Source organism: Rahnella sp. R3(2024) (genome assembly GCF_042920125.1).
Taxonomy (GTDB): domain Bacteria; phylum Pseudomonadota; class Gammaproteobacteria; order Enterobacterales; family Enterobacteriaceae; genus Rahnella; species Rahnella rivi.
Map to the genome: position 1 here is coordinate 4,296,845 of NZ_JBHGBU010000001.1, position 25,034 is coordinate 4,321,878.

At 58.7% G+C, this 25,034-nt stretch carries 22 protein-coding genes; 6 read left to right on the forward strand and 16 right to left on the reverse strand.

All coding sequences use genetic code 11. The features are described 5' to 3' along the window. Nucleotides 1–23: 23 nt before the first annotated feature. Entirely contained in the window at nucleotides 24–884 is an 861-nt protein-coding gene (gene cobA, locus ABSH60_RS19565; RefSeq protein ID WP_056777505.1) for a uroporphyrinogen-III C-methyltransferase, read from the forward strand. Nucleotides 885–1,862: 978 nt separating this feature from the next. Here the strand turns inward: cobA and ABSH60_RS19570 are convergent. The 4 genes from ABSH60_RS19570 to ABSH60_RS19585 are packed head-to-tail and all read right to left on the reverse strand — an operon-like array spanning nucleotide 1,863 to nucleotide 6,942. Next, nucleotides 1,863–3,467 carry a dipeptide ABC transporter ATP-binding protein gene (locus tag ABSH60_RS19570; protein WP_390975412.1) on the reverse strand — a complete coding sequence of 535 codons (1,605 nt, stop codon included), beginning with the start codon at nucleotides 3,465–3,467 and terminating at the stop codon, nucleotides 1,863–1,865. Further along, complete coding sequence (locus ABSH60_RS19575; RefSeq protein WP_056777385.1) at nucleotides 3,464–4,294, reverse strand: ABC transporter permease; 831 nt, start codon at nucleotides 4,292–4,294, stop codon at nucleotides 3,464–3,466. The genes ABSH60_RS19570 and ABSH60_RS19575 overlap by 4 nt, the downstream gene beginning before the upstream one ends. A 5-nt stretch (nucleotides 4,295–4,299) precedes the next feature. Then, nucleotides 4,300–5,289 (reverse strand): ABC transporter permease, encoded by a 990-nt coding sequence (locus tag ABSH60_RS19580; protein WP_056777370.1) that lies wholly within the window; start codon nucleotides 5,287–5,289, stop codon nucleotides 4,300–4,302. Between the two features lie 36 nt (nucleotides 5,290–5,325). Then, entirely contained in the window at nucleotides 5,326–6,942 is a 1,617-nt protein-coding gene (locus ABSH60_RS19585) for an ABC transporter substrate-binding protein (RefSeq protein ID WP_056777366.1), read from the reverse strand. 317 nt (nucleotides 6,943–7,259) lie between these two features. Here ABSH60_RS19585 and ABSH60_RS19590 point away from each other — a divergent pair, with 317 nt between their 5' ends. Further along, nucleotides 7,260–8,552: an NtaA/DmoA family FMN-dependent monooxygenase gene (locus ABSH60_RS19590; protein WP_390975415.1), complete on the forward strand. Its 1,293-nt coding sequence runs from the start codon at nucleotides 7,260–7,262 to the stop codon at nucleotides 8,550–8,552. Nucleotides 8,553–8,856: 304 nt separating this feature from the next. Here ABSH60_RS19590 and ABSH60_RS19595 read toward each other — a convergent pair whose 3' ends face one another. Continuing rightward, nucleotides 8,857–9,126 (reverse strand): hypothetical protein, encoded by a 270-nt coding sequence (locus ABSH60_RS19595; protein ID WP_390975417.1) that lies wholly within the window; start codon nucleotides 9,124–9,126, stop codon nucleotides 8,857–8,859. Between the two features lie 298 nt (nucleotides 9,127–9,424). On the opposite strand from ABSH60_RS19595, the gene ABSH60_RS19600 reads away from it, so the two are divergent. Continuing rightward, nucleotides 9,425–11,053, forward strand: coding sequence for a dipeptide ABC transporter ATP-binding protein (locus ABSH60_RS19600; protein ID WP_390975419.1), 1,629 nt, complete (start codon nucleotides 9,425–9,427; stop codon nucleotides 11,051–11,053). Here the strand turns inward: ABSH60_RS19600 and ABSH60_RS19605 are convergent. The 7 genes from ABSH60_RS19605 to ABSH60_RS19635 form a co-directional block, all read right to left on the reverse strand. After that, on the reverse strand, nucleotides 11,050–11,889 hold the full coding sequence (locus ABSH60_RS19605) for a rhodanese-like domain-containing protein (protein ID WP_390975421.1): 840 nt from the start codon (nucleotides 11,887–11,889) through the stop codon (nucleotides 11,050–11,052). The genes ABSH60_RS19600 and ABSH60_RS19605 overlap by 4 nt on opposite strands. After that, a complete protein-coding gene (locus tag ABSH60_RS19610) occupies nucleotides 11,876–12,877 on the reverse strand; it encodes an ornithine cyclodeaminase (RefSeq protein ID WP_390975423.1) in 1,002 nt (333 codons plus the stop codon). Before ABSH60_RS19610 ends, ABSH60_RS19605 begins: the two co-directional genes overlap by 14 nt. Nucleotide 12,878: 1 nt before the next feature. Then, the gene (locus ABSH60_RS19615) at nucleotides 12,879–13,877 is read right to left on the reverse strand and encodes a pyridoxal-phosphate dependent enzyme (protein ID WP_390975829.1); all 999 of its coding nucleotides are present in this window, start codon (nucleotides 13,875–13,877) and stop codon (nucleotides 12,879–12,881) included. A 64-nt stretch (nucleotides 13,878–13,941) separates the two neighbouring features. Beyond that, nucleotides 13,942–15,324 (reverse strand): M20/M25/M40 family metallo-hydrolase, encoded by a 1,383-nt coding sequence (locus tag ABSH60_RS19620; protein ID WP_390975425.1) that lies wholly within the window; start codon nucleotides 15,322–15,324, stop codon nucleotides 13,942–13,944. Further along, nucleotides 15,321–16,235 (reverse strand): ABC transporter permease, encoded by a 915-nt coding sequence (locus tag ABSH60_RS19625; protein ID WP_136375195.1) that lies wholly within the window; start codon nucleotides 16,233–16,235, stop codon nucleotides 15,321–15,323. The genes ABSH60_RS19620 and ABSH60_RS19625 overlap by 4 nt, the downstream gene beginning before the upstream one ends. A gap of 1 nt (nucleotide 16,236) precedes the next feature. Continuing rightward, entirely contained in the window at nucleotides 16,237–17,097 is an 861-nt protein-coding gene (locus tag ABSH60_RS19630) for an ABC transporter permease subunit (RefSeq protein WP_390975427.1), read from the reverse strand. Beyond that, the gene (locus ABSH60_RS19635) at nucleotides 17,094–18,587 is read right to left on the reverse strand and encodes an ABC transporter substrate-binding protein (protein WP_390975430.1); all 1,494 of its coding nucleotides are present in this window, start codon (nucleotides 18,585–18,587) and stop codon (nucleotides 17,094–17,096) included. The genes ABSH60_RS19630 and ABSH60_RS19635 overlap by 4 nt, the downstream gene beginning before the upstream one ends. 188 nt (nucleotides 18,588–18,775) lie before the next feature. Here ABSH60_RS19635 and ABSH60_RS19640 point away from each other — a divergent pair, with 188 nt between their 5' ends. Further along, nucleotides 18,776–19,432 (forward strand): GntR family transcriptional regulator, encoded by a 657-nt coding sequence (locus ABSH60_RS19640; RefSeq protein ID WP_390975432.1) that lies wholly within the window; start codon nucleotides 18,776–18,778, stop codon nucleotides 19,430–19,432. Nucleotides 19,433–19,505: 73 nt separating this feature from the next. On the opposite strand, the gene ABSH60_RS19645 is transcribed toward ABSH60_RS19640, so the two are convergent. The 4 genes from ABSH60_RS19645 to yahO form a co-directional block, all read right to left on the reverse strand. Continuing rightward, nucleotides 19,506–20,849, reverse strand: coding sequence for an LLM class flavin-dependent oxidoreductase (locus ABSH60_RS19645; RefSeq protein WP_122095378.1), 1,344 nt, complete (start codon nucleotides 20,847–20,849; stop codon nucleotides 19,506–19,508). A gap of 32 nt (nucleotides 20,850–20,881) precedes the next feature. After that, a complete protein-coding gene (locus ABSH60_RS19650) occupies nucleotides 20,882–21,442 on the reverse strand; it encodes a GNAT family N-acetyltransferase (protein ID WP_390975435.1) in 561 nt (186 codons plus the stop codon). A 10-nt stretch (nucleotides 21,443–21,452) separates the two neighbouring features. Beyond that, a complete protein-coding gene (locus ABSH60_RS19655) occupies nucleotides 21,453–22,451 on the reverse strand; it encodes an MsnO8 family LLM class oxidoreductase (RefSeq protein ID WP_390975437.1) in 999 nt (332 codons plus the stop codon). A 203-nt stretch (nucleotides 22,452–22,654) separates the two neighbouring features. Then, nucleotides 22,655–22,933 (reverse strand): DUF1471 family periplasmic protein YahO, encoded by a 279-nt coding sequence (gene yahO / locus ABSH60_RS19660; RefSeq protein WP_056777315.1) that lies wholly within the window; start codon nucleotides 22,931–22,933, stop codon nucleotides 22,655–22,657. Between the two features lie 330 nt (nucleotides 22,934–23,263). Here yahO and ABSH60_RS19665 point away from each other — a divergent pair, with 330 nt between their 5' ends. Together ABSH60_RS19665 and ABSH60_RS19670 are read left to right on the forward strand one after the other, a co-directional pair. Beyond that, nucleotides 23,264–24,031 carry a phytanoyl-CoA dioxygenase family protein gene (locus ABSH60_RS19665; protein WP_056777312.1) on the forward strand — a complete coding sequence of 256 codons (768 nt, stop codon included), beginning with the start codon at nucleotides 23,264–23,266 and terminating at the stop codon, nucleotides 24,029–24,031. Nucleotides 24,032–24,170: 139 nt separating this feature from the next. Further along, nucleotides 24,171–25,007 carry an AraC family transcriptional regulator gene (locus tag ABSH60_RS19670; protein ID WP_056777310.1) on the forward strand — a complete coding sequence of 279 codons (837 nt, stop codon included), beginning with the start codon at nucleotides 24,171–24,173 and terminating at the stop codon, nucleotides 25,005–25,007. Nucleotides 25,008–25,034: the final 27 nt, after the last annotated feature.

The window sequence follows — 25,034 nt, forward strand, 5'->3', positions numbered from 1 at the left end:
ACATCCTCGAAAAGTCATTACAGATGCAGCAAATCTCTCAGCTTATGGCGTCGGGGAACCTGCGCCAGCCCGTGTGCCGGGGTGAAGTCTGGCTGGTGGGCGCCGGGCCGGGCGACGTTGAGCTGCTGACGGTGAAAGCGCTGCGGGTGATTGTGCAGGCCGACGTGGTGGTGTTTGACCGGCTGGTTTCAGACCCGGTGATGGCGCTGATCCCGGACGAGGTGCTGCGCATTGATGTCGGTAAATCGACACGCAATCACACGCTCGGACAGGGTGAGATCAACCAACTGCTGGTGACGCTGGCACAGGCCGGACACCGCGTGGTGCGCCTCAAGGGCGGCGATCCTTTCGTTTTTGGACGTGGCGGCGAAGAGATGGCGCACTGCCAGCAGCATGAGGTGATCTGCCACATCGTGCCGGGGATCACTGCGGCAATGGGCTGCGCGGCAGCCAGCGGTATCCCGCTGACACACCGGGATCTGGCTCAGTCGGTCCGGTTTGTCACCGGCCACGGCGCGCAGGGCGAGCCGGACATCGACTGGTCAGCACTGGCCACCACGCGCCAGACGCTGGTGTTTTATATGGGCATTGCCAACAGTGAAAACATCAGCCAGCAGCTGATAGCGCATGGTCTGGCGGCCTCCACACCGGTGGCCGTGATCGAACGCGGTACCCGCCCCGATCAGCGGGTACTGACCGGCACACTGACCGCGCTGGCAGAGCTTATCCGCACGGAGCAGGTGCAAACGCCCGCGCTGCTGATCGTCGGGGAGGTGGTGGAGATGCATCGGGGCTGGCAACGCAGTTGCGGGTATGGAGAAGGTCAAGATCGTGGGTTGCCACCCACACCGGGTTTGAGAGGTGCTTATCGGTGTGCCTCTTAATATTTCAGGCTTATTTACTGCGTGATGCTGTTTCAGGGGGTTCTGTGAATACGTTTTAACGTCAAGATCGTGGGTTGCCACCCACACCGGCCTTAAGGTCAACACCGTGGGTTGCCACCCACACCGGCCTTAGGGGTGGCTTATCGCCGCCACCCCTAAGAACCCCGGGCTCTTTTAACTGCGCGCTGCCGCTTGTTGGCTATGTTTCAGGGGCTCCTCCTATTGCCGCAAACGCCGCCGCTGCGCGGTCCTCTCATTTCAGGTTCGGACCCGCTCGGAAAAATACCCTCTCGGTTTCTCACCGTTCATTCGACGTCGTTTTGAACGCGGCCAGAGGCTTCTTAAAGCACAACCTCACCGTTTTCGACGTTTTAAATCAAAAATAAATCAAAAAATTAAGTCTTAATAATCATTTGAATGACATAGCCATTAGCCGCACTCAATAATCATTCGAATTACATAGCCATTGGCCGCAATCAATAATCATTTGAATTACATAGCCATTGGCCGCGCTCAAAAATCACGCCGGAGGGAGCGGTGGAAAACCGCGCGTCTGTTTGCGCGGGTTGTAACCCGAGCGGAGGGCACCGCGCAGCGGCGGGATTTTGCGGCAATAGCCGGAGCTGCTGGAAAGTAGCCCGCGAGCGGCAGCGCGCAGTAAAAAAGACGTGGGAGATCCAAGAGGGGCCCGTCCTGGCCCCTTTTGGGCGGTTTCGGCGACAGCGGCGGAGCGATCACCGCACGTGAGAAACCGAAACTTTCACCTCACCCAAAACAGTCGTGTTAAAACCGGTGGAATACCCGTAGCAACAAAAACATAGCCCGCGAGCGGCAGCACGCCATAACGCGCAGTAAAAAGACGGGGGAGATCCAAGAGGGGCCCGTCCTGGCCCCTTTTGGGCGGTTTCGGCGACAGCGGCTGAGCGATCACCGCAGGTGAGAAACCGAAATTTCCCCCAGGCCCCCGCCTGCATCCCCCTACGGCATGACCGGCAGCGAGTTGATCAGCTGCTGCGTCCACGGATGGGCGGGCCGGTGGAAAACGTCATCGACGTGTCCGTGTTCTACCACGCTGCCGTCTTTCATCACCACCACGCGGTCGGCCAGATGGTGGATGACGCCTAAATCGTGCGAGATGAATAACAGTGCGGTGCGGTGTTCTGCCTGCATATCGGCCAGCAGATCCAGCACCTGCGCCTGAACCGAGACGTCGAGCGCGCTCACCGGTTCATCGGCCACCAGCAGCGCCGGATTGGGGGCGAACGCACGGGCGATCGCCACGCGCTGGCGCTGACCGCCGGATAAATCGCGCGGATAACGGCGCAGAAAACTGTCGCCCAGCTGCACTTCATCCAGCAACTGCCGGATGCGTTTCTTGCGTTCATCGCCAAAAATCCCGACGCTGTCCAGACTCTCACCGATGATTTTCTCAACGTTATATCGCGGATCAAACGAACTCAGCGGATCCTGTGCAATCAGCTGGATGCCTTTGCGTTGCAACCTGCGGTCGGATTCCGGGATCTGACTCCAGCGCCGCCCCTGAATGGTGATGGTGCCGGAACCGGGTTCGGTCAGCCCGAGCACCATGCGCGCCACCGTGGTTTTGCCGGAACCGGATTCGCCGACAATCCCCAGCGTTTCACCCGCGGCAAGGCGCAAACTGACGTGATTCACCACCGTTTTCCCCGCGAACTGTTTGCACAAACCGCTGGCTTCCAGCACCGGGATTTCCGTGGAAATATGCCGGGCAGGCAACGCGACGCCTCGCGTGCCGGAAAGCCTCAGGCCACGCGTCGCCGTTCCGGGCACCGCGGCCAGCAATTGCTGCGTGTAAGGGTGCTGCGGCGCGGTCAGCAGTGCCTCGCTGATGCCTTCTTCCACCACTTTTCCCTGATGCATCACCAGGATCCGATCGGCGAGTTTCCCCACCACGGAGAGATCATGGCTTATCAGCAGCAGGCTTTCGCCTTTATCGCGCCGCTGTTGCAGCAGATCCAGAATCTGTTTTTGTACGGTCATGTCCAGCGCCGTGGTCGGTTCATCGGCGATCAGCAAACCGGGGTTGCCCGCAAGCGCAGTGGCGATCAACACGCGCTGACGCAAACCGCCGGAAAGCTGATGCGGATAAGTGGTCAGCCGGTGTTGCGCATCGGGAATACCGACAGATTTCAGCAGGGCAAGGGTCTGCGCGTGCAGTTCACGGGGCGCGCCGGGCTGCGTGGCGATGAGGGCATCGCGCAGTTGCTGACCCACCTGACGCAGCGGATCGAGTGATACCAGCGCGTCCTGCAACACATAACCAATTTTGCTGCCGCGAATTTTACGCCAGCGGCGCTGGCTGGCGCCCAGCATGTCCTGACCGTCAATCACAAACCGGTCAGCAGTGATGCGCGCACTGGCGTCCTGTAACCCCAGCAGGCTGCGTGCGGTGACGGTTTTTCCCGAGCCGGATTCCCCGACAAAAGCCACCGATTCACCGCGTCTGAGTTGCAAATTCAGGCCGCTGACCGCCGCTTTTTCGCCCTGTGGTGAAGGAAAAGAGATCGACAGATTGCGGATATCGATAAACAGGTCGCCGCTCATGGTTGTTTCCCTTCAAAAGTGGCCTGCCAGTAACGGCCCAGCGTGTTCACAGAAATAACGGTCAGCGTAATGGCTACCCCAGGCCAGACGCCGATCCACCAGGCATTGCGCAGATAGTTACGGCCTTCGGCCAGCATCAGCCCCCATTCGGCGGTGGGCGGTTGCGGCCCCATGCCGAGAAAACTCAGTCCGGCGGTGCCGATAATGGCGCTGCCCAAACCGAGCGTTGCCAGCGCCGGCACGTGGGCAATGGCGTGAGGAAGAACGTGCCGCCACACCAGAACGTGGCGTTTCAGGCCAAAGGTGCGCGCCTGTTCTACGTAGCCCGAAGACATCACCACAAATGTTTGCGCCCGCACCACGCGGGTAAAGCGCGGTATGGAAGCCACGCCGAGCGCAAAGATCAGATTGGTGGTACCGGGGCCGGTAAAGGCGATCAGCATCAGCGCCAGCAGCAGATCAGGAAAGGCGGACACCACGTCCACCGCGCGGCTGATCAGTTCATCCAGCGGCCCCTTGAGCAAACCGGCCAGTAACCCCAGCAGGCTGCCGATGCTGACTGCGACGGCCATTGCCGCAAGGCTTATCAGCAGGGAATAACGGCTGCCGTAAATAATGCGCGCCAGCACATCGCGCCCGAGCTGGTCGGTACCCAGCCAGTGTTCAGCCGAGGGCGGCAACTGGGCGTTTACCGGATCGGCATTCAGCGGATCGTAATGGGTGAGCCACGCGGGGAAAATCACCGCCAGCAGCACCAGCAACAGGTACAGCGCGGCCAGCAGAAATCCCGCAGAAAAATGACGTTTAAGACCGGCGGTGGCGATCATCTGGCTCATGACGTGTGCTCCCCGTCCGCATCACGCAGGCGCGGATCGATGAATAAATAGAGAATGTCCACCAGCGTACTGAGCACCACGTACACCAGCGCGGAGAAAATCGCCACCGCCAGCACCACCGGAAGGTCTTTACCCAGTACCGCATCCACGGTGATTTTGCCGAGCCCCGGACGGCCAAAAACCTGTTCGGTGATCACCGCGCCGCTGAGTAAACCGCCAATCAGCCAGCCGGTCAGGGTGACGGCGGGCAGGGCGGCGTGGCGCAGTGCGTGACGCAAACGCAGGGTGGTATCGGGTAAACCCCAGGCACGCAGCGTCAGCATAAAGGGCTGATCGAGCGCGTCTTCCAGCCCGCGCCGCAGCACCTGTGACACCACCGCACCCAGCGATAAGCCCAGAGATAACGCGGGCAGCACCAGTGAGGAAAAGCTGCGATCGCCCGCCACCGGAAACCAGCGCAGTGTAAAACTGAAGATAAACAGCAGCACGATGCCCAGCCAGAAAGAGGGCGTGGAGGCCAGAACCAGCTCGACCGACCCGGCGATGCGCTGCCCCAGGCGGCGGTGCGCGGTGGTCACCGCCATCAGCACGGCAAATATCAGGCTGAACACCAGCGCCAGACCGGTGAGTTTGAGCGTTGGCCACAGCTGTGACAGCACCAGCGAACTGACGTCAGTATTGAGCATATAAGAGCGGCCAAAATCGCCGTGCAGCACGCGCCATAAATAGTGCAGATATTGCCTGTACAGAGGCTGATCCAGCCCCCATTCCGCCCGGATCGCCGCTTCGATGGCCGGAGTCTGTACCTGTTCGCCCATCAGTAAACTGACAATGTCCCCCGGCGCGAGATGCACGCTGATAAAAGACAGCGTCACCGCCGCCCATAACACCAGCGCGCCGCTCAGCAGCCGCCGGAGGATCCGCCATCGCCATGACGGCGGGGTGTCGGGCAGCCGGGGTGAAGCCAGTGAACTTTCAACCGTCATGGTGTGACTCCTTGCTTATGGATGCTGAGCGCCCGATCAGTGCTTGCTCAGCCAGACGTCGTAGGTGTTTTCCGGCATCTGTTTGAACGGCCTGAAACCCACGTCATGAACGTAAGACGCGGCGGCAATCTGGTCTTCCGGCTCGTACAGTGGGATCGCCAGCGCCTGCTGCAACACGGCAAAATTCTGCAACTGGCCGTAGAAGTTTTTACGTTCGCTGTTATCCAGCGTTTGCGACGCGCCTTTGAGCAACGGAATGATCTCCGGGGCATCGGTGCGGCTGTAGTTGATTGCCCCTCCGGCGTTCACCGGCAGGTAATGGTTTTCGATATCTATGCCGTCGGTATCGGTATTGGAGTTAGCGATCGAGCCGAATTCACCGGTTTTCCGCACTTCGGTATAGGTGCCGGAATCGACATAACGGATTTTCAGATCAATACCCAGACGTTGCCGCGCCTGCGCCTGCAAGGCCTGCAATAACACATCGCGCTGATCGCGCACCGTGGCCTGCGCCTGAATGATTTCTATGGTCAGCGGTTTGCCGTCTTTGGTGCGGATACCGTCTGCGCCTTTGGTTTTCCAGCCAGCTTCATCCAGCAGCTGATTCGCCAGTGCCGGGTTGTTGCCGTATTTATTCACCAGACTGTTGTCGTACAACGGGTCAACCGGTGAGGTGATCCCCCAGACGCGGGTGCGCTCGCCGCGATAAATCGATTGCAGGATGGGCGAAATATCCAGCCCCTGTAAAATCGCCTTACGGACGTTCAGTTCCTGCGTCGGCCCGTATTTCACGTTAAGAAACAGTGAGTAAGGGGTGCCGGTATTCAGAGCGTGCTGATAAGAGAAATCCGCGTTGTCTTTGAATTCGCCCGCATCATTGCCGGAGACGCCTTCGATAACGTCAACCTGGCCGGAAAGCAGTGCGCCGGTGCGCACCGACGATTCAGGCAGGAAGCGGTAAGTCACGCCTTCCAGATAGGCCGGGCCCTGATGGCGGGCATTGGCAGACGCCCAGTGGTAATCCGGGTTGCGCACATATTCAATCTGCTGGCCTTTCTCATAGCGTTTGAGGATAAACGGGCCGGTCCCGGCGATATCCGTGCCGCCTGATTTGAGCTGAGGCGAGGTCCAGGATGACGGCGAAATCAGTTTCAGGCCGGAGGCGAAAGAGAGGAACGGGCTGTAAGCCTGTTTCAGCGTAATGCTGACGGTGTGCTCGTCGGGGGTGGCCACGCTGTCGATCCGCCCGGCCAACGCACAGATGCTGGAGCCTGCGCAATAGGCCGGATCCTGCGCATGGCGGAAGTTTTCCGCCACGGCACTGGCGTTGAACTTCTCACCGTTGGAGAATTTCACGTCATCGCGCAGGGTAAAGGTGTAGGTTTTGCCGTCTTCTGACACCGAATATCCGGTAGCCAGCCACGGAATATAACTGCCGTCAGGTTTACGCGCGAGCAGCGACTCGTAGGCGACACGCAGGATCAGTTCCGCTTTGGACTGGCCGTTCAGCTGAGGGTTAAGCGTATTCGGTTCGGTTTCCACGCCCCAGGTGAGGGTTCCGCCTGATACCGGTTTTTCAGCCGCGTAAAGCGCCTGGCCGGAGGAAAGAATTAACAGCGTTAAAGCAGACAGTGAGGCGGCAGAGGCTTTCATATTTTTCCCATTAAAGTCATACCCGGACGGTATTTGAAATACATCAACAAAGATGAATACATTGGATCTGTTATAGGGAATCGCAATTCCCGTAATGATTATTAAAGGCGCGTTGCCGGGTTGTAAAATCACAATATTTGCTTACCAGCGTAAATAAATGACTTTGGCGCGCATCCTGCCGGGCGGGGTTATTTCTGCGGATGTGTCAGTGCGGGTTTATTCATTTTTGTCGTATTCAAATGCTTTTTTCTTCGTGGCGTAAATAACCCTGATCTCTATTTTTAACGCAGACTCATTATTCAAATTAAGGAGATCATTTGACTATCCAATCTCGCCGTCGTCTGAAAACTCTGGTCGGGGCAGGGAGCGTGGTGTACGCCTCCAATGATCAGGGACGCGTGACCGGTATTACCCGTGCTATTGCGCAGGCGAAAATAGCGGAAAAAGAGAAGATCACCGGGCTGTTTACCGCCGATCTGTTGCAGGCTGACCCGGACGGACTGTCCGGTTCGACCGGCAGTCAGGATCCTGTCGTCACCCTTGCCGCACTGAGCCAGGTCACCTCGCACATCGGGCTTATCGCCACGATTTCCACCACTTATCAGCACCCTTACAACCTCGCCCGGCTGGTCGGCACGCTCGATCACGTCAGCGGAGGCCGTGCGGGCTGGAACGCGGTGACGTCGTCGGTGGGGGAAGAGAACTTTGGTGACATCACCCTGCCTGCGCCACAGGTTCGCTATGCCCGTGCCACCGAATTTATCGAGGTGATCAACGCGCTGTTCGATGCCAACCAGCCGGACGCCGTGCGCCGCAATAAAAGCGGTTCAGTCACCATCGACCCGCGCAAGCTGCATCCGGTGCATCATCACGGCGATTTTTTCCGCGTGCAGGGGCCGCTAAATGTGCCACCTCCGCCGCAGCACCGGCCGGTACAGTTTCAGGCCGGGCAGTCCGAAGAAGGGCTGAAGCTGGGCGCCCGCTACGCCGAAGTGATTTACACCTCACAGCCCACCTTTGAGGATGCGAAGCACTTTGTCGAACAGGTACACCATCATACGGATGCGTTTGGCCGCCGCGAAAATCGCCCATTAATCATGAACTCGTTCCACTCGATCATCGGCGAAAGCCCGTCAGACGTGACGCGCCGGTTATTTGAAAAGCATGAGCGCATCGATTACGAGCAGGGACGCCTGAAAGTGGCGGACATGCTCGGTGGCGAGATTGACCTGCGGGATCTGGCGCTGGATCAGCCTGTCCCGTTGCGCCTGCTGCCCGACATTGAGCAGGTCAACCGGCGTCGCGGGCGCGCAGAAATCTTCAAACGTTTTGCCTTACAGGGGCTGACGCTGCGCGAATTGATCATTCAGGCACAGGAAACCGGCCACTGGTTTGTCGCCGGTACCCCGGAAACGCTGGCCGACGCCATCGAACAACGTTACCAGGCGGGCGTGCTGGATGTGATTTCCCTGCACGGGCTGGGCCAGCCGGATCAGGAGGACCTGCTGCTCAACGGCTTACTGCCGGAATTACGCCGCCGCGGGTTGATTGATACGGAGTACAGCGGGGGGGATTTCAGGGAGAATTTGGGGATAAGAGGGAGGGGGTAAAACAGGGGGGGGTTATCCTGTGCTTCAACTTCAACTTCAACTTCAACTTCAACTTCAACTTCAAGTTCAAGACCGTGGGTTGCCACCCACACCGGCCTTAAGGGGGGCTTATCGCCGCCCCCCTTAAGAATCCCGGGCTCTTTCACTGCGCGCTGCCGCTCGCGGGCTATGTTTCAGAAGCTCCTCCTATTGCCGCAAACGCCGCCGCTGCGCGGTCCTCTCATTTCAGGTTCGGACCCGCTCGGAAAAACCCCCTCGCGGTTTCTCACCGTTCATTCGACGTCGTTTTGAGCGCGGCCAAAGGCTATGTAAAACAAATGTTTTTCTCCTCCCCCTGCGAAGTGGGATGAGAAAAATAAAGAAAACCAAATACATTTCCTTTGACTTTGAAATGCCATTGGCCGCGCTCAAAAATCACGCCGTAGGGAGTGGTGGAAAACCGCGCGTGTTTTTGCGCGGGTTGTAACCCGACCGGAGGGCACCGCGCAGCGGCGGGATTTTGCGGCAATAACGCAAGCCGCTGCAACATAGCCCGCGAGCGATAGCGCGCAGTAAAAAGACGTGGGAGATCCAAGAGGGGCCCGTCCTGGCCCCTTTTGGGCGGTTTCGGCGACAGCCGCTGAGCGATCACCGCACGTGAGAAACCGAAATTTTCACCAGGCCCTAAAATGGTCGGGTTACAACGCGTGGAATAGCCGCCGCCCCCCAAGTCGGTGTGGGTGGCAACCCACGGTGTTGACCTTAAGGCCGGTGTGGGTGGCAACCCACGGTCTTGAACTTGACCTTAAGACCACACCACCATGGCTACCTGTTGCCCCTCAACAATATACGATATATCCTCTATGCTCACTTTCCACCCAGGAAATCCCGTTATGACCCCATCCACACCGCTTCTCGATATCCGCAGTCTTGCGATTCATACCGATTCAGGGATCCCGCTGGTAAATCCTGTCTCCTTTCAGGTGAACAGACGCGAAATAGTGGCGCTGGTAGGGGAATCAGGCTCGGGGAAAACCCTCAGTTCGCTGGCGCTGATGGGGTTGTTGCCGCCCGGCGTGTTGATGAGCGGGGGCGAAATCTGGCTGGAGGATAAACGTATTGCCAGCCCGGATGTGCCTTACGATGCGCCCGTGCGCGGCAAAGAACTGGCGATGATATTTCAGGAGCCGATGACCAGCATGAATCCGGTGCTGAAAGTCGGGGAGCAGATCGCGGAAGTGCTGGTTCGCCATCAGCAGATTGGCTGGAAACAGGCGCATCGCGACGCGGTTGCCTTGCTGGATCGCGTGGGCATCGTTAACCCCGAGCAGCGGGCGAAGCAGTATATTCATCAGCTTTCCGGCGGGATGCGCCAGCGGGTGATGATCGCCAGCGCCATCAGCTCTAAACCCCGTCTGCTGATTGCCGATGAGCCCACCACCGCGCTGGACGTCACCATTCAGGCGCAAATCCTCGCATTGTTGCAGGAACTGCAACAGGAAATGGAAATGGGGATCCTGCTGATTACTCACGATTTAAGCATCGTTGCCCGTTACGCCGACCGCGCGTATGTCATGCATCAGGGAAACCTGGTCGAGCAGGGGCTGGTCGGGCAGTTGCTGACAGCGCCGCAGGAACCCTATACCCGCAAACTGATTGCCGCCTCACAACCGCAGGCGCGTCCGGCAGGCGCACAGATAAGCGACGAGGCACCGCTTATCCGGTTGCAGGCGCTGACCAAAAGTTATGCGCAAACCCGCTCTCTGCCTTTTGTTGCCGCTAAACGCCAGACGGTGCTGTTCCCCACCACGCTGGATATCCGCCGTGGCGAAATTCTCGGGCTTATCGGGGAATCCGGTTCCGGTAAAACGACGCTGGGGCGGGCGATTATGGGGCTGATTGACACCGACAGCGGCGATATCGAATTTGACGGCGTATCCCTGACCCTCGCCAGCCAGGCCATCCGGCAGAAAATGCGTCGCCGTGCGCAAATTATCTTTCAGGATCCCTATGCCAGCCTGAACCCGAAAATGACCATTGGTGAACAAATCGCCGAACCGCTGCGGGTCTATAAATTACGTCCGGCGGGGCAGATTCAGGCAAGGGTGGCGGAGTTGCTCAAACTGGTCGGGCTGGAAGCGCATCACGCCAGTCGCTTACCCGGTGCGTTTTCCGGCGGCCAGCGTCAGCGCGTGGCGATTGCCCGTGCGCTGGCGCTGGAACCGGAGTTACTGGTCGCGGATGAAGCCGTCTCGGCACTGGATTTATCGGTTCGCGGGCAAATACTGGCGCTGCTGGACAGACTGCGTGAACAACTGGGGCTGACCGTATTGTTTATCAGTCATGATCTGGCTGCCGTGAAACAGGTCTGCGATCGCGTGGTGGTGCTGTATCACGGAAAAGTGGTGGAGAGCGGCACCACCGGCGAGGTGCTTGTCGCGCCGCAACACCCGTATACCCGCCAGCTGCTGGCCGCGGCGCCCGATATTGTGCAGGCGCTGCAACTGCGTAAAGCCAGCTAGAAACCGGTCAGCATCGGCAATTCATCATGTTCAGCCCATTCATGCCAGGAGCCGACATAAATCGCCAGATGCTGATAACCCGCCAGCTGAAGCGCGACATACACCGTGGCTGCCCGTGCGCCACGGTGGCAATAAATAATGGTGCGGCGATCGGGTGAAATCCCGGCTTTTTCAGCACGCTGACGAAGCTCACCGGCTGCCAGAAACTGACCGTCCTGTATCACATCCTCCCAAAACAGCAGTGTGGCGCCCGGAATACGTCCGGCGCGGTGACAGCATTCATGGGCAAACTCGCCGGAATACTCGCTTTGCCTGCGGGCATCGATAATCTGCGTGTGGTGTTGCGCCGCTGCCAGCACGTCAGCCCGCGTGGCGGTGAGGGGTCTGTGCATTACGGGAGCGGGTGAGAAGTCAGGGTGTTGTGCGCTGATTTCAGCCTGCAAACCCTGTCCGGGCAGCAGCGCGCCACCGGCCTGCACCCAGGCATCCACACCGCCGTCGAGCAGTAACGCCCCCGAAATGCCGGCAAACTGCGTGAACCAGACGCCCCGTGGCGAGCGCATGCCCACCTGTTGCTCGAAAAAAACCAGAGTGACGTTGTCACCGATGAGCAGCGTCTGCCACGCACGATAAAAGGCGTGAGCCATGCTGACGATCCCTTCGTCGCTGCTGTCAGGAATAAAATAGTCGTACACGTTGAGATGGCAGGCATCAGGCAGGGTGGCCTGCTGCCATTGCGCCCGTTCACGGACGTCAATCAGCGCAAATAACTCGCCCTGCGCCAGACGGGCGCGCAGTTCCGACGCACCGATCAGCAGGGAATTATTCAGGGGCATGGGGGGACTCCGGGAAAAACGGTAACAGGGTGCCGGTATCGCGTTCAGCGGCCAGCCGCAGAACCCGCGAGGCCAGGGCGATATCGAACACGTTAAGGCCAAAAGAGGAAAAATAGACGCTGTCTCCGGCGGCAGGCCGCCAGCCGTCGAGCAGCAGGTTGCCTAAATCTGCATCCACCCGCTCCCTGCTGAATTCACCGGCGCGGTACATCTGGAACAGACTTTTGGCACTGGTTTCGCAGAAATCACCCCATAAATCCACCACCACGCGGCTGGCGCAGCGGATGGCGGCAAAACTGACTTCGTGATAGCCGACCTGGATCACCAGCCGTCCGGGGTGCATCGCCTCAGCTTCCAGCAGAGGTTCTGCGGCGCTGGTGCAGGTGATCACTGCGTCAATATCCCGGCTGAGCGCCTCCTGGAAATTTTCGACGTTGACCAGCGGCCACGGCAAAGACGCGCTATCAACCGGCAAACTGCGCTGGCGGCGATCCCACCAGCTGACTTCCAGCAAATTGCCGAACAACTGACGCAGCATATCCAGATGCGCCATCGCCTGAACGCCAGCCCCCAGCAGCAGCACGCGCTGCACGGTGCGCGGCGCGGCGTGACGCAGGGCAAGTGCGCTCACGGCCGCCGTGCGGGTGGCGGTCAGTGCACCACTTTCCACCAGCCCGAGCGGCAGTCCGTTATCCGCCCGGCTGACAAGCGTGAGCGCCATTGCCTGCGGCAGATTGTCCTGTGCGTCTGGCCGGTGGGCGGTCCATTTCACGCCTGCGACATTAAAACGTCCGCCAACCCGCGCCGGTAATGCATAGGCTTTGCCACGCTGGCCGGTGAGGCTGACATGGGTTTCCGCAGGCATTTCGGCGTCGTGGTGGCGCATCAGCGTGACAACGTCACAGACATCATCCAGCGCCGCCTGCGCCAGCGTACCGCCGAGCGCGATGACGTCCTGCCGGCTCAGATAGCGAAAACCCTCCGTCATTTCAGTGCTCCAGCAGCGTTTGGGCAAAGGGATAGAGCGCCGGTGAACCGCCGCAGTGGACGAAAATCACCGTGGCACCGGCTTTAATTTTGCCTTGTTCCACCAGACCGATCAGGCCGTGCATGGCCTTGCCGGTGTATACCGGATCCAGCAGCAGGCCTTCTTCCTGCGCGACACGGTAAATGGCGTCAATCCCCCCGGCAGACGGCACGCCATAGGCTGTACCGACGTACTCATCCTCAATCCAGATATCGTCGGGAGTCCAGCGTTGCGGCCATTCGAGCAGGTCGGCGCAATCCTGCGCCATGGCGGATATACGCGTGCGGAACCATTCGGCCTTAGCACTGACGCTGATGCCGACGATGCGGGTGTCAGGCCAGTATTTACGGGCACCGACGTACAATCCGGCCAGAGTGCCGCCGGAGCCGGTGGGGGCGACGATCACCTGCGGCGGTGGCTGATTGCGCTCTTTGAGCTGAACATCCATCTCTTCGACCGCGCGCACGTAGCCCAGTGCGCCGAGCGGCGTGGCACCGCCGAGCGGAATGATCAGGGCTTTCTCGCCACGGGCTTCTGCCGCCGACGCGTGGGCGTTCATGGCGCCTTCAATCTGGGTGAAATAGCCCTCGGGGTCGAGGAACTCCAGCTCAGCGCCAAACAGCTTATCGAGCAACAGGTTGCCCTGATAACTCTGCGGCGCGTCGCCACGCAGCACCAGCACCGGTTTCATGCCGAACTTACGTGCCGCCGCCGCCACCATGCGGGCATGGTTGGACTGATGGCCGCCGGTGGTGATGACCACCTTGACCTGCTTGCGGCAGGCGTCAGCCATCAGATACTCCAGCTTACGGACTTTGTTGCCACCGCCGCCAAAGCCGGTGTAATCATCACGTTTGATGTCGAGCGTGATGCCAAGCGAGGTACTGAGCGAGGCCAGACGCTCGAGAGGTGTGGGGAAAAACCCCAGTGGAACACGTTCAAAATCATCTGCTTGTTTCATCATATTTTCCTGCTGATTATTTTTTAAAACTTTCCCGGGCGTTGACGCAAAACAGCGGCGGAGATCACTCCGTCACCGTTGAAAAAGAGGTGTCGTTGCTGAAGAACTGTATCCAGTCGGTGACGGATTGCTGAAACCGTGCCAGCCCGCGCAGGGTGACGAATTCATTGACGCCGTGGGCATTGCCACCGTGGCCGAGGCCGCCAATCAAAAAGGCTTCAGACACGTGCGCAAAGGTGTAGGCGGGGGCGCAGCCGGGCGCCCAGGGCCAGATTTGCGGCGTGGCACCCTGCGCCTGATAGCTGGCGAGCAGCGCGTCCACCCCGGCACTTTCGCGCAGGAAGCGGTGGCCGGGATAGCTGTCGTCCAGCGTCAGCGTCACGCCGCTGAATTCCGGGCGCGACAGGGTTTCCCTGATGCCGTTAAGCAGGCTTTCCCCGTCGATGCCGGGCGGCACCCGCAGTGCAAATTCGGCGCTGGCACGGTGGGGGATCACGCCGCGCGCATCGGAAGGATCGCTGCGGATTTCGGAAATGTTCAGCACCGCGCCGTTAATCAGCTGTTGCAGGCAGGCGAGCGTGTCGCCGTGTACGGACAGTTTTTCGCTGCGACGAAAGCGCAGTTCGTCTTCGATACTGAACCGTTCGGCGAGAGTGGTCAGCAGGCGGGTCGCCTGTTCGTCGGTCTGCCGTCGCGCCATCACGCCGTTGTCTTTGGCAGGCGCAATGGCATGGAGGGCGTTCACCAGGTGCCAGATGGGGTTGGCGATCCAGTTGGCATTGCTGGCATGGATTGCCGCATGAGGGCCGCCCCATTTGCCCGCGTTGACTTCAATTCTGCCGCCGCTCAGCCCGCTGAAACCGAGGTAAACCCGCGGTTCGCCGCCGCCGTATTCGCACAGCGAGGGGAAAAAGACCGCGTCAGCGGGTGCCACCGGGCAGGGTGTTTGTGCCAGATAGCGGCGTAAATGCCCGCTGCCCGTCTCTTCCTCACCTTCAAGAATGATCTCCAGATTGACCCGCAGGGCACCGCTATCGCGCAGGGATTTGATGGCCGTCAGCATCCCCGCCAGCGGGCCTTTGTTGTTTTCGGCTCCGCGCGCGACAAAGACGGCGCCAATGCCCGGCCAGTCACTGAATCCGCCGCTGAACGGCGGGTGCTCCCAGCCTTCCGGTCCGGCGGGCATGACGTCATACATGTTGTAGAGCACCAGCGTTTTCGCGGCCTGCATGTCGATGCGCAGATGCACCAGCGGCGGCGCGTCGCCTGCCGATTGCTGGCTGACGGTGATAACCGGCGTGCCGCCCAGCTCGCGGATGATCCAGGCTTCCAGCCAGCGGGCAAGTTCGCGTTGCTCATCAATTCGCCCGGCTACGCTGGCAAACGGCGTAATGGCAGACAGAACGGCGAGGGTGGGTTGCAGTTCAGCAGGGATCTCAACAGTCACAGGCGAATCCTCGGATTAAGCACGACATAAAGCAGATCGATAATCAGATTAATGCCGACAAACACCAGCGCGGCCAGCAGCACGATGGCCTGCACCAGCGGGAAATCACGGTTCTGGATCGCCTGCACCGCAAGGCGGCCAATCCCCGGCCAGGCAAAAATGATTTCCGTGACCAGCGCGCCGCCGAGCAGGGACGCAAAATACATGCCCTGAACGGTAATCACCGGGATCAGCGCATTGCGTAACCCGTGGCGCACCACAACGCGCCACTGACTCAGCCCTTTGGCGCGAGCTGTGCGGATATAATCCTGCTGTAAAACGTCTATCAGGCTGGCGCGGATCAGGCGGGCAATGGCGCTCATGTAATACGCGCCCAGGCTCAGTGCGGGCATCACCAGCTGGCTGGCGCTGCCGTAGCCGCCGGAGGGCAGCCAGCGTAAATTCAGGCTGAACACGATGATCAGCAACAGGCCGAGCCAGAACACCGGCACGGCCTGGCCGCTGAACGCCAGCAGGCGGGCGAACAGATCCCACAGCGTGTTTTGACGAAGCGCACTGAGGATCCCGAGCAGTAAACCGGCCAGCGTGCTCCAGGCCAGCGCGGTGACGGCGAGCAGTAATGTCGCCGGTACGCGCTGGGAAATCAGTTCGGTCACCGGCTGGCTGTAGCGCAGCGATTCACCCATATCGCCCTGCAGCACGCCGGTCAGGTAATGCCAGTATTGCCAGGTCAGTGACCGGTCAAAGCCCATGCTGTGACGAAAATTCTCCATCTCCTGCTGACTGGAACCGGGTGGCATCATGACGGCAGCCGGATCGCCGGTCAGATGCAGGCTGTAAAAAATCAGCAGTGACACGCCGAACATCACCAGAACGGATTGGGCGAGGCGGTGCAGGATATAGCGCAACATATCAGTCGAGCCTCGTGTGGGTTTTGCGCAGCAGACTGTCGCCGAGCAAATTGCAGCCGATCACCAGCGCGGCAATCACCAGGCCGGGATACAGCACCAGCCACTGCGCCAGCAGCATGTAAGAACGGCCTTCGCCGATCAGATTGCCAAGGGTCGGCGTCGGAGGCTGAATGCCCATGCCGAGAAAGCCAATTGACGCTTCCAGCACAATCAGCCGGGGAATATCCAGCGTCAGCAGCACGATGAGCGGCGTCATCAGATTGGGTAATACGTGGCGCAGCAAAATGCGCGGCGTGGAGAACCCCATCGCTTTCACGGATTCGATGTACTCCAGTTCGCGGATTTCCAGCGTTTTCGCCCGTGCCACGCGGGCGTAAATCGCCCAACTGGTGACGCCCATGATCACAATAATGTTGCTGAGCGTTGCGCCGAACAGCGCCATCACCAGCAGGATCAGCAGGATGAACGGCACGGCGAGCTGGATATCCATCAGGCGCATGATCACCGCGTCCAGCCAGCCCCCGACGTAACCGGCGATCATGCCGAGTGCGGAACCGATCAGCGCAGCGATCACCGCCGCCAGCATCACCACCATCAGCGAGAGGCGGGTGCCGGAGAGAATGCGGGAAAGAAGGTCGCGACCCAGCTGATCGGTGCCCAGCCAGTGCGCGCCCGCGGAGCCCGAACTGCCGGGAGGCGAGAACGCCGCCGCCAGATCGTTAATCAGCGGATCGGGCAGAGGAAGCCACGGCGCGAGCAGCGCCGGGACGAGCACCAGCAGGAGCAATAGTCCGCCGAGGACGCCGTCACCGTAAAAACGGCGGCGGGGTTTTCTCAGCAAAGCCTGTCGCGGTGAAATCATTTGAGCCTCAGATCAAACAGCGGGATACGGGCATCGGCGCGGCCGCTGAAGGTGAGGTTGTCGGCACTCGCGTACAACGCATCTTCTTTGTACAGCGGGATCAGCGGTTGCTGCTGCGCCACCACGTCCTGAATCTGTTGCAGGATTTTCTCACGACGGGCCGGATCGACGGTCAGGCGGCTGCTGTTGAGTAAGGCATCCAGCTCCGGTGAGCTGACGGTCGAATAGGGTTCGCCGGAATGCAGAATGGGGTAAAGCGCGGCGTCGGCATCAAGCGTTTGCGTTGAACCCCACGCCAGCATGTACATCGGTGCCTGTTTTTGTGCGGCAACCTGCTGGGTGTAAACCGACCACTCCGGCACTTCCAGCTCGGCTTTCACCCCGATGGCGGCCAGATCCTGCACGATGGCCTGTGCCACGTCGGCGCTGGCAATGTAACGGCGCGGCGCCTGGAAGCGCAGGGTGAATCCCTGCGGGTAACCGGCTTCGCTCAGCAAGGATTTGGCCTTCGCGATATCCTGCGCCGGGGCGGGTATCGCCTGATAACCGAAATCTTTCGGCCCGGCCATGGTACCGGTCGGCGTGCCAAATCCGTGCAGCAGATCGCGGGTATACGCGGTGCGGTTCAGTGCCAGTGACAGCGCCTGACGCACGCGCACGTCGTTAAGCGGTTTCTGATCGTTCTTCAGCCCGAGATAGATAGTCAGGCCGCCGTTTTTAACCTGTTCGAGATGAACGCCCGGCTTGTTTTTCAGCGCAGGTACCAGATCAGCCGGTACGCCATCCACCAGCTGAACTTCACCGGTCAGCAGGGCGGTAATGCGCGCGGTGGCTTCCGGGATCGGACGCCAGGTGACGGTATCGATTGCGGGCTTGCCGCGCCAGTAATCCGCGTTGGCCTGCATCACGACTTTTTCATCCGGGACAAATTCTTTCAGAATATACGCGCCGGAACCCACGGGTTTGCGGGCAAATTCAGCCGCCCCTACTTTTGTGACATAAGCTGGCGGTACAATGTACGTCGGGTAGCGGCTCATGCGGGTTGGCAGCAGCGGATCCGGGCCGGTGGTATGAATTTTCACTTCAAGATCGCTGCTGACTTCAACGGATTTTATCGTGCGGATATACGAAATGGTCGGTGAGTGGTTGGCCGGATCGAGAATGCGGTCGATGGAGAATTTCACCGCCTGCGCATTGACCGGTTCGCCGTCAGAAAATTTTACACCGGGGCGCAGTGTAAACGACCAGGTGGTGTCATCGAGGGCTTTCCATGCGGTGGCCAGACCCGGCTGCAACTGCATGTTGGCATCGCGCAGCACCAGCGTGTCAAACAGGTTGTCTACCAGCGTGGCAGGCTCTTTAAGGAAACCGGGATCCATCGCGGTTGCGGACGTTGTCTGGGCAATCACCAGTTCGGAAGCGAAGGCTACCGGCGTCATGAGGCTCATCAACACAGCCAGCGAAGCCAGCTTAAAGGCAGGTATTTTCATCTACGGTCATTCCCAAAGTGAAGCCGCCAGCAAAGTTGACGGAATTAACGTGACGTCCGGCGTCACAGAAAACGTACAAGCAATGTTCAACTCCTCAATACATGATATATCCTATATAATGTATTTTTGGCAAGCTACGGATTAAACCGCAAAAGAAAAGCCATATTTTTGCTAAAGGAAAATGTCACATGTTTGAGATGGAAAAAGCGCAGCGTGTCAGTTTAACCATGCAGGTCGAAGCCAAACTGAAAGGGGCGCTGATCGTCGGCATCCTCAAGCCCGGCGCGCGTCTGGTCACGAAAGAGATTGCGGCGCAACTGGGCACCAGCGTCACGCCGGTGCGCGAGGCACTGCTGCGGCTGGTGTCTGCGGGCGCGCTGGATGCCACGCCCGCGCAGGCATTTCTGGTGCCTAAAATCGCGCTGACGCGTTATCAGGAAATCACGCTGATCCGTAAAAATCTCGAAGGTCTGGCGGTGTCTCAGGCCTGCGAGCGGGCAACGCCCGCCTGCCTGGCGCAGCTGAAAACGCTGAATGCCCAATTTATGGCGGCGAAAGTGGTGAATAACGTGGAAGAGGCGTTACAGGCTAACCGTGAGTTTCGTTTTGCGCTGTATGACATCGCCGGTATGCCGACGCTGACGGCGCTGATTGAACAACTTTGGGTGCAAATCGGTCCGTGTTTTAACTATCTCTATCCGCAATCGGCGCACATGGCACAGGGCCAGCACAATTACGATCAGCTGCTGCTGGCGTTAGAGGCGGGTGACAGCAAACGCTGCGTGAAACTGATTCATAAATCCATTGATGACGGTTCTGCCATTCTGGAAAAGCACTATTTCTGAGAGGCTGGGCATAAACGGGTGGTGGGAATAAACAAAAGCCAGACAGGACGGTGATCACCTGTCTGGCTGCACCTTACGCGGTGGCAATTTCCTCTTGTGCGGCCTGCGCCGCAAACTGGTTTTCCGGCTCGGCTAACCCCAGATTTTCCCTCAGCGTCTTCCCTTCATACTCCGTGCGGTACACCCCGCGGGCCTGTAACAGCGGGATCACCTGGTCGGCAAAGACGTCAAATGCCGTCGGCGTGCCGCCGCGCACGATAAAGCCGTCAGTGGCGCCGGAGGTAAACCAGTGTTCCAGCCCGTCGGCGACATCCGCAGGCGTGCCAAGGAACGTCGGGCGTGGCGTGGCGGCTTCCAGCGCCGCCTGACGCAGCGTCAGCCCGCGCGCGTGCGCATTGCGTTTGATTTCGTCGGTGGTGCTGCGAAAGCTGTTCTGGCCCAGATCGCCAATGTCCGGGAAGGGCGCGTCGGGGTCGTGCTGGCTGAAATCGTAATGCTCAAAGTAACGCCCGAGGTAATCCAGCGCGCTTTCCAGCGTCACTAACTGCGCCGTTTCCTGATACTGGCGCTCAGCCTCGCTGACGGTGTCCCCGATAATCACGCTGATGCCCTGGAACACGCGGATATCGTCGGCGTTGCGGCCATTTTCCACCAGCTGACGGCGGACATCCTCGCGGAATGCGCGGGCCAGCTCAGGCGTTTCCTGCCGGGTATAAATCGCGTCAGCCGCTTCGGCGGCAAAGGCTTTGCCCTGTTCGGACGCGCCGGCCTGAAATACCACCGGACGGCCTTGCGGTGAGCGCCCGACGTTGAGCGGCCCCTGCACCGAGAAGTATTTTCCCTGATGATTCAGCGTGTGTAATTTTTCGGAAGCGAAGAATTCGCCGCTGGCTTTGTTACGCACGAACGCATCCTTTTCCCACGAATCCCACAGCCCTTTCACCACGCTGACGTACTCACTGGCGATGCGGTAACGTTCGTCGTGCTCCGGGTGTTTGTCACGGGAGAAGTTTTTGGCCGAGCCTTCCAGCGGGGAGGTGACGACGTTCCAGCCCGCCCGGCCACCGCTCAGATGATCGAGGCTGGCAAACTGACGTGCAACGGTGAACGGCTCGCTGTAGGACGTTGAAAGCGTCGCCACCAGACCAATTTTATCGGTGACCAGCGACAGCGCCGAAAGCAGGGTAATCGGCTCAAAACGGTTAAGAAAATGCGGAATAGATTTCTCAGTAATAAAAAGCCCGTCGGCAACAAATAAGAAATCAAATTTAGCCTGTTCGGCTTTTTGCGCTAATTGCTGGCAGAACTGAATATTAATACTGGCGTCGGCGACGGCGTCAGGGTGTCGCCACGCCGACATATTTCCCGATGCGCCCTGAATAATGGCACCCAGACGAAGGTATTTATTGTGGCTCATTGTGAATTCCTTATTGATTTAACCGGGCGGCGCTAAACCGGCGCGCGTAATTCAGTGAGTGTACGAACCTGTGGCTTATTTTCCTGTACGTCGAACGCCTGCTGATCGAGAATTTTACGCAGATACACCAGCTCGACGCCGAGCGGATTGGTCGCGGTATGAAACGGCTCGTAGCCACGGCGCAAATAGAGATCTGTCAGCCACGGGTGTCTGATCGCCGTGGCCAGATACACGGCGGGGGATTTCAGCGTATCGCGTAAAAACGTTTCTTCGACGTGACGGATAATTTCGCGGCCAAAACCCTGGCCCTTCGCCTGTTCGGCCACCGCGAACCAGTGCACAAAAGGCCAGGGGGCGAGATGATTTTTTGCCGGTGTCCACGGAAAACGGGTGGTCAGGGTGGCGGTCAGCCCGCCATCGGTTTCCAGTACATAAGTGGTTTCACTGCGGATCACCTGCCGCACGTCTTCCACGCTGGCGCGGGTAATGGTGAAGTGAATGTTGTGCTCAAGAAGCGGCGCGTAGGCCTTTTGCAGCAGGCTGTGCAGGGCTGCTGCGTCGGACTCACGGGCAAGACGAATACCTTGGCTCATGTTCAGATCCTCAGGCCAGCGCCACGCTGGACGTGGCGAGTAATTCGAGAGAACGCAGGCGCGCCTGCGGCTGTGCCAGCGGGGTGTCTATCACAAATTCCTCAATGCCGTATTTCGCCTGCAACGTCTCCAGTTGCTGATGGACCTCCTCGCCGGTGCCGTGCAGCACGGCGGATTTGCGCTCTTCAATTTCATGAGACGCGGCGTCCGACTGGCGCGCGTACAGCTCGGCCTGTTCCAGACTGCCGACATTGACGCTCTGACCGTCGCTGCCGGTCACGCGGTATCGCTGGCTGTTATCCACCAGACTGGCCGCTTTCGCCGCCGTGTCGGCCACGATCACCGGCACGGCCAGCAGGGCGCGCCTGCCGTTGCTGTCATGCGAATAGGCGGAAAGGGCGCGTGAAATATCGCGCTCGTCGGCATTCAGATGGGCGGCGAAAACGAAGTTCCAGCCGAGGCTCGCCGCCAGCCGCGCGCTTTGCTCACTGGCACCCAGCAAAAAGCGTGAGGCAGGCTGCGGCGGTTGCGGCGTCACAGACAGGCGGTCATCGCCATGCCCTCTGACCGGCACCGACAGCCAGTCATCCAGCTGGCGAAGCTGTTCGGCAAAATCGCCTTTACGGGCAGGATCGACGGCGTACTGCAACGCGTGGGTGGAAAGTGGCAATCCGCCCGGCGCTTTGCCGATACCGAGATCAACACGTCCCGGCGCCAGCGAGGCCAGCTGATTGAAATTCTCCGCCACCTTGAACGGGCTGTAGTGTTGCAGCATCACGCCCCCGGAACCGACCCGCAGTTGCCGGGTATGCGCCAGGATCCAGGCGATGACAATTTCAGGCGAGGAGATCGCCAGTTTGTCCGTATTGTGATGCTCCGCCAGCCAGAACCGGTGGTAGCCCCAGCGTTCGGCTTTTTGCGCCAGTTCCAGCGTGCGTCTGAGCGCACCGGCCGCATCTTCGTGGTCATCCAGCGGACTTTTTTCCAGCAAACTTAAACGGTATCCCATCGCTTTCCCTTGTTTTCGAAACAGGTTGTTAACAAGGATTATTGGATTCAGGGGGAAGGGATGTAAAACAACAATAGTTGCTATTTAAGTGCGGGAAATGAGATTAGAAAGCAGACTGGCGGGGAATATTTCATAAGACGCAAAAAATAACATGCCCATCATGAAATGGGCATGTTAAGAAAACCGGTTTTAACGTTTAAAAATCACTTTTTCTTATAAACGTCCGCAGTACCGTGGATCTTATTATTGGTATTGCCGGAGGTTAAAACGAAGACGTCACCGCCTTTTTTATCGGCTTTTTTCGACAGGTCTTCGATAGCGCCGGACTGAGAGGTTTTATTGGACGTCGTCACTGAACCCACTTTGGTGTATTCAGACGCCACTTTTTCAAAATCCACTTTCTTCATCAGTTCTGCGGAAAAAGCACTGGAAGAGATAAACGCCGTCAAAGCCACAGCCAGCAACACATTGTATTTTTTCATGTCAGCCTCAGATTGATAATTGCCCAGTAATTGACGAAACCTGGCTAGCCCTACGCCTGTTTATAATAACCCTGTTAAGTAATAAACCCGTCTGTAAACAACAGGTTCACACCTCACTAAGGTGTAGATGACGTTGTGAGTAATTTCAATGCAAAACTAAAATTTTAAATGCTTCCCGCTCTGTTTCAGGGAAAAGCCGTCATGGCGCGCTATCTCACATTCCGTTTCCGATCCCACAAAAATCCAGATCTCCGTAGGATTTTCATCGTTTTTTCCTGCTCCTTTCCCCGTAGTTTGATGTTACGCAAACGTTAACTGACGAGGCAAAACATGAACACTTCAACAGAACAGTATCTCACCGCGCTGGGCGCAAATCAGACGTTGTCACCGGCGCAACTCGATGAGCTGGAGACGAAAGGTTATGTGGTTATTCATGATGTTATCGACAAAGACTGGCTGGAAGATATGCGCAGTGCCTTTGATTCTCTGGTGGAAAAAGAGGGCGATAATCTGGCGGTGGAACACCATCAGGAAGCCACCGCGACGCGCATCGCTAACATGATTAACAAAGGCACCGTGTGGGAAAAAGTCTGGGCGCATCCGCTGATCCTTTCTGTCTGCCGCCATATTTTTCAGGGAGCCTTCAAGGTGTCGAGCCTGAACGGACGGGAAGCGTTGCACCACGGCGGGCATCAGCCGCTTCATGCAGACTGGAAAAAACCGCGCCCGGATTTCCCTAAAGTGCATCTGGTGAATGCCATCGTGGCGATTGACGATCTGAGTGCTGCCAACGGCGCGCCGCGTATCATTCCCGGCACGCACCATCGCCCGGAGCTGCCGGAAGAGGTGCTGGCCGACCCCGCGCTGCCGCATCCTGATGAAGTGATGTTTGAAGCCCCCGCAGGCAGTGTCATGATTTACAACGCGCACGCCTGGCATGGCGGCACCAATAACACCCTCGGCACACGCCGCCGGGTGCTGCACAGTTTGTATATCGACCGTGACGATATGCAGCAGCAGGATCAGCGCAAGTGGCTGAAGCCCGAAACGGCCAGCCGTCTGACACCTGCGCAGAAATGGTTACTCGACGTGCTGTGACGTCTGACGGAGTGAAACGCCCGGCCTGCAGGTCGGGCTTTTTTTTGGCAATTTGCGCAGGGTCACAGAGTCCGCCACCGGCATAACATCGAAGTTGTTACGGGTATGTTATGGTAAAAGGAAATCCCCGGAGGCTCACATGCTGACTGACGTCATTGAAACCCTTTTCCGATCGGTGTCCGGCAGCGGCGCGCCGGTGGTGCGCTTCCCGGATAACTCCCAGCCGCCGCCCGAACTGGCCTGTGTGGTGAGCTTTCCGCGTATCGAATTTGTGGTCGAAGGTGAGGTGCATGATCGCAGTATCACCCGCGACAAGGGTTTACTCAGGCAGGGGGACGCCGTTTATATCCCCGGCGGGAAGTGGAATCTGACGGTATGGGACCGTCCCGCGGTGTTGCTGAGTATTCTGTTCAGCAAAGAAAAGCTGGGTTTCAGCCTGCAATTCTGGGATGGCAAGGCCTTCACCGGCACCGACAAACAGAGCGTGCCGCGCCTCGGCCCGCGCGTGGGATCCTTCCTGTTGCAGGCCATGAATGAAAGCGTTTCTCTTCCCGACGATCAGCAAACCGCCCGCTGCGTGGTGGCCGGATTGCTGAGCCATTGCCTTGAGCAGTTATCCAACAGGGCCCAGGTGCTGACCCGCAGTGGCGCACTGTTTGAGATGGTGAAAAAATACATCGACGAAAATGCTTCGCTGCCGCTGACGCGGGAAAACGTGGCGAAACGCTTCCACATCACCCCCAATTACCTGTCGCATCTGTTCAGAAAATCCGGCGATATCGGCTTTAGCGAATACCTCAATCACGTGCGTCTGGAGCGGGCGAAACTGCTGCTCAAAGGCTACGAGCTGAAAATTAAAGAAGTCGCGAGTCATTGCGGATTTGTGGACAGCAATTATTTCTGCCGTGTGTTTCGCAAAAGCACTGCGCGATCCCCTTCGCAATACCGTAGCCAGTGGCTGAGCCAGTTGCCCTGATTTTTTTGCATATTGTCACGCTGCGGT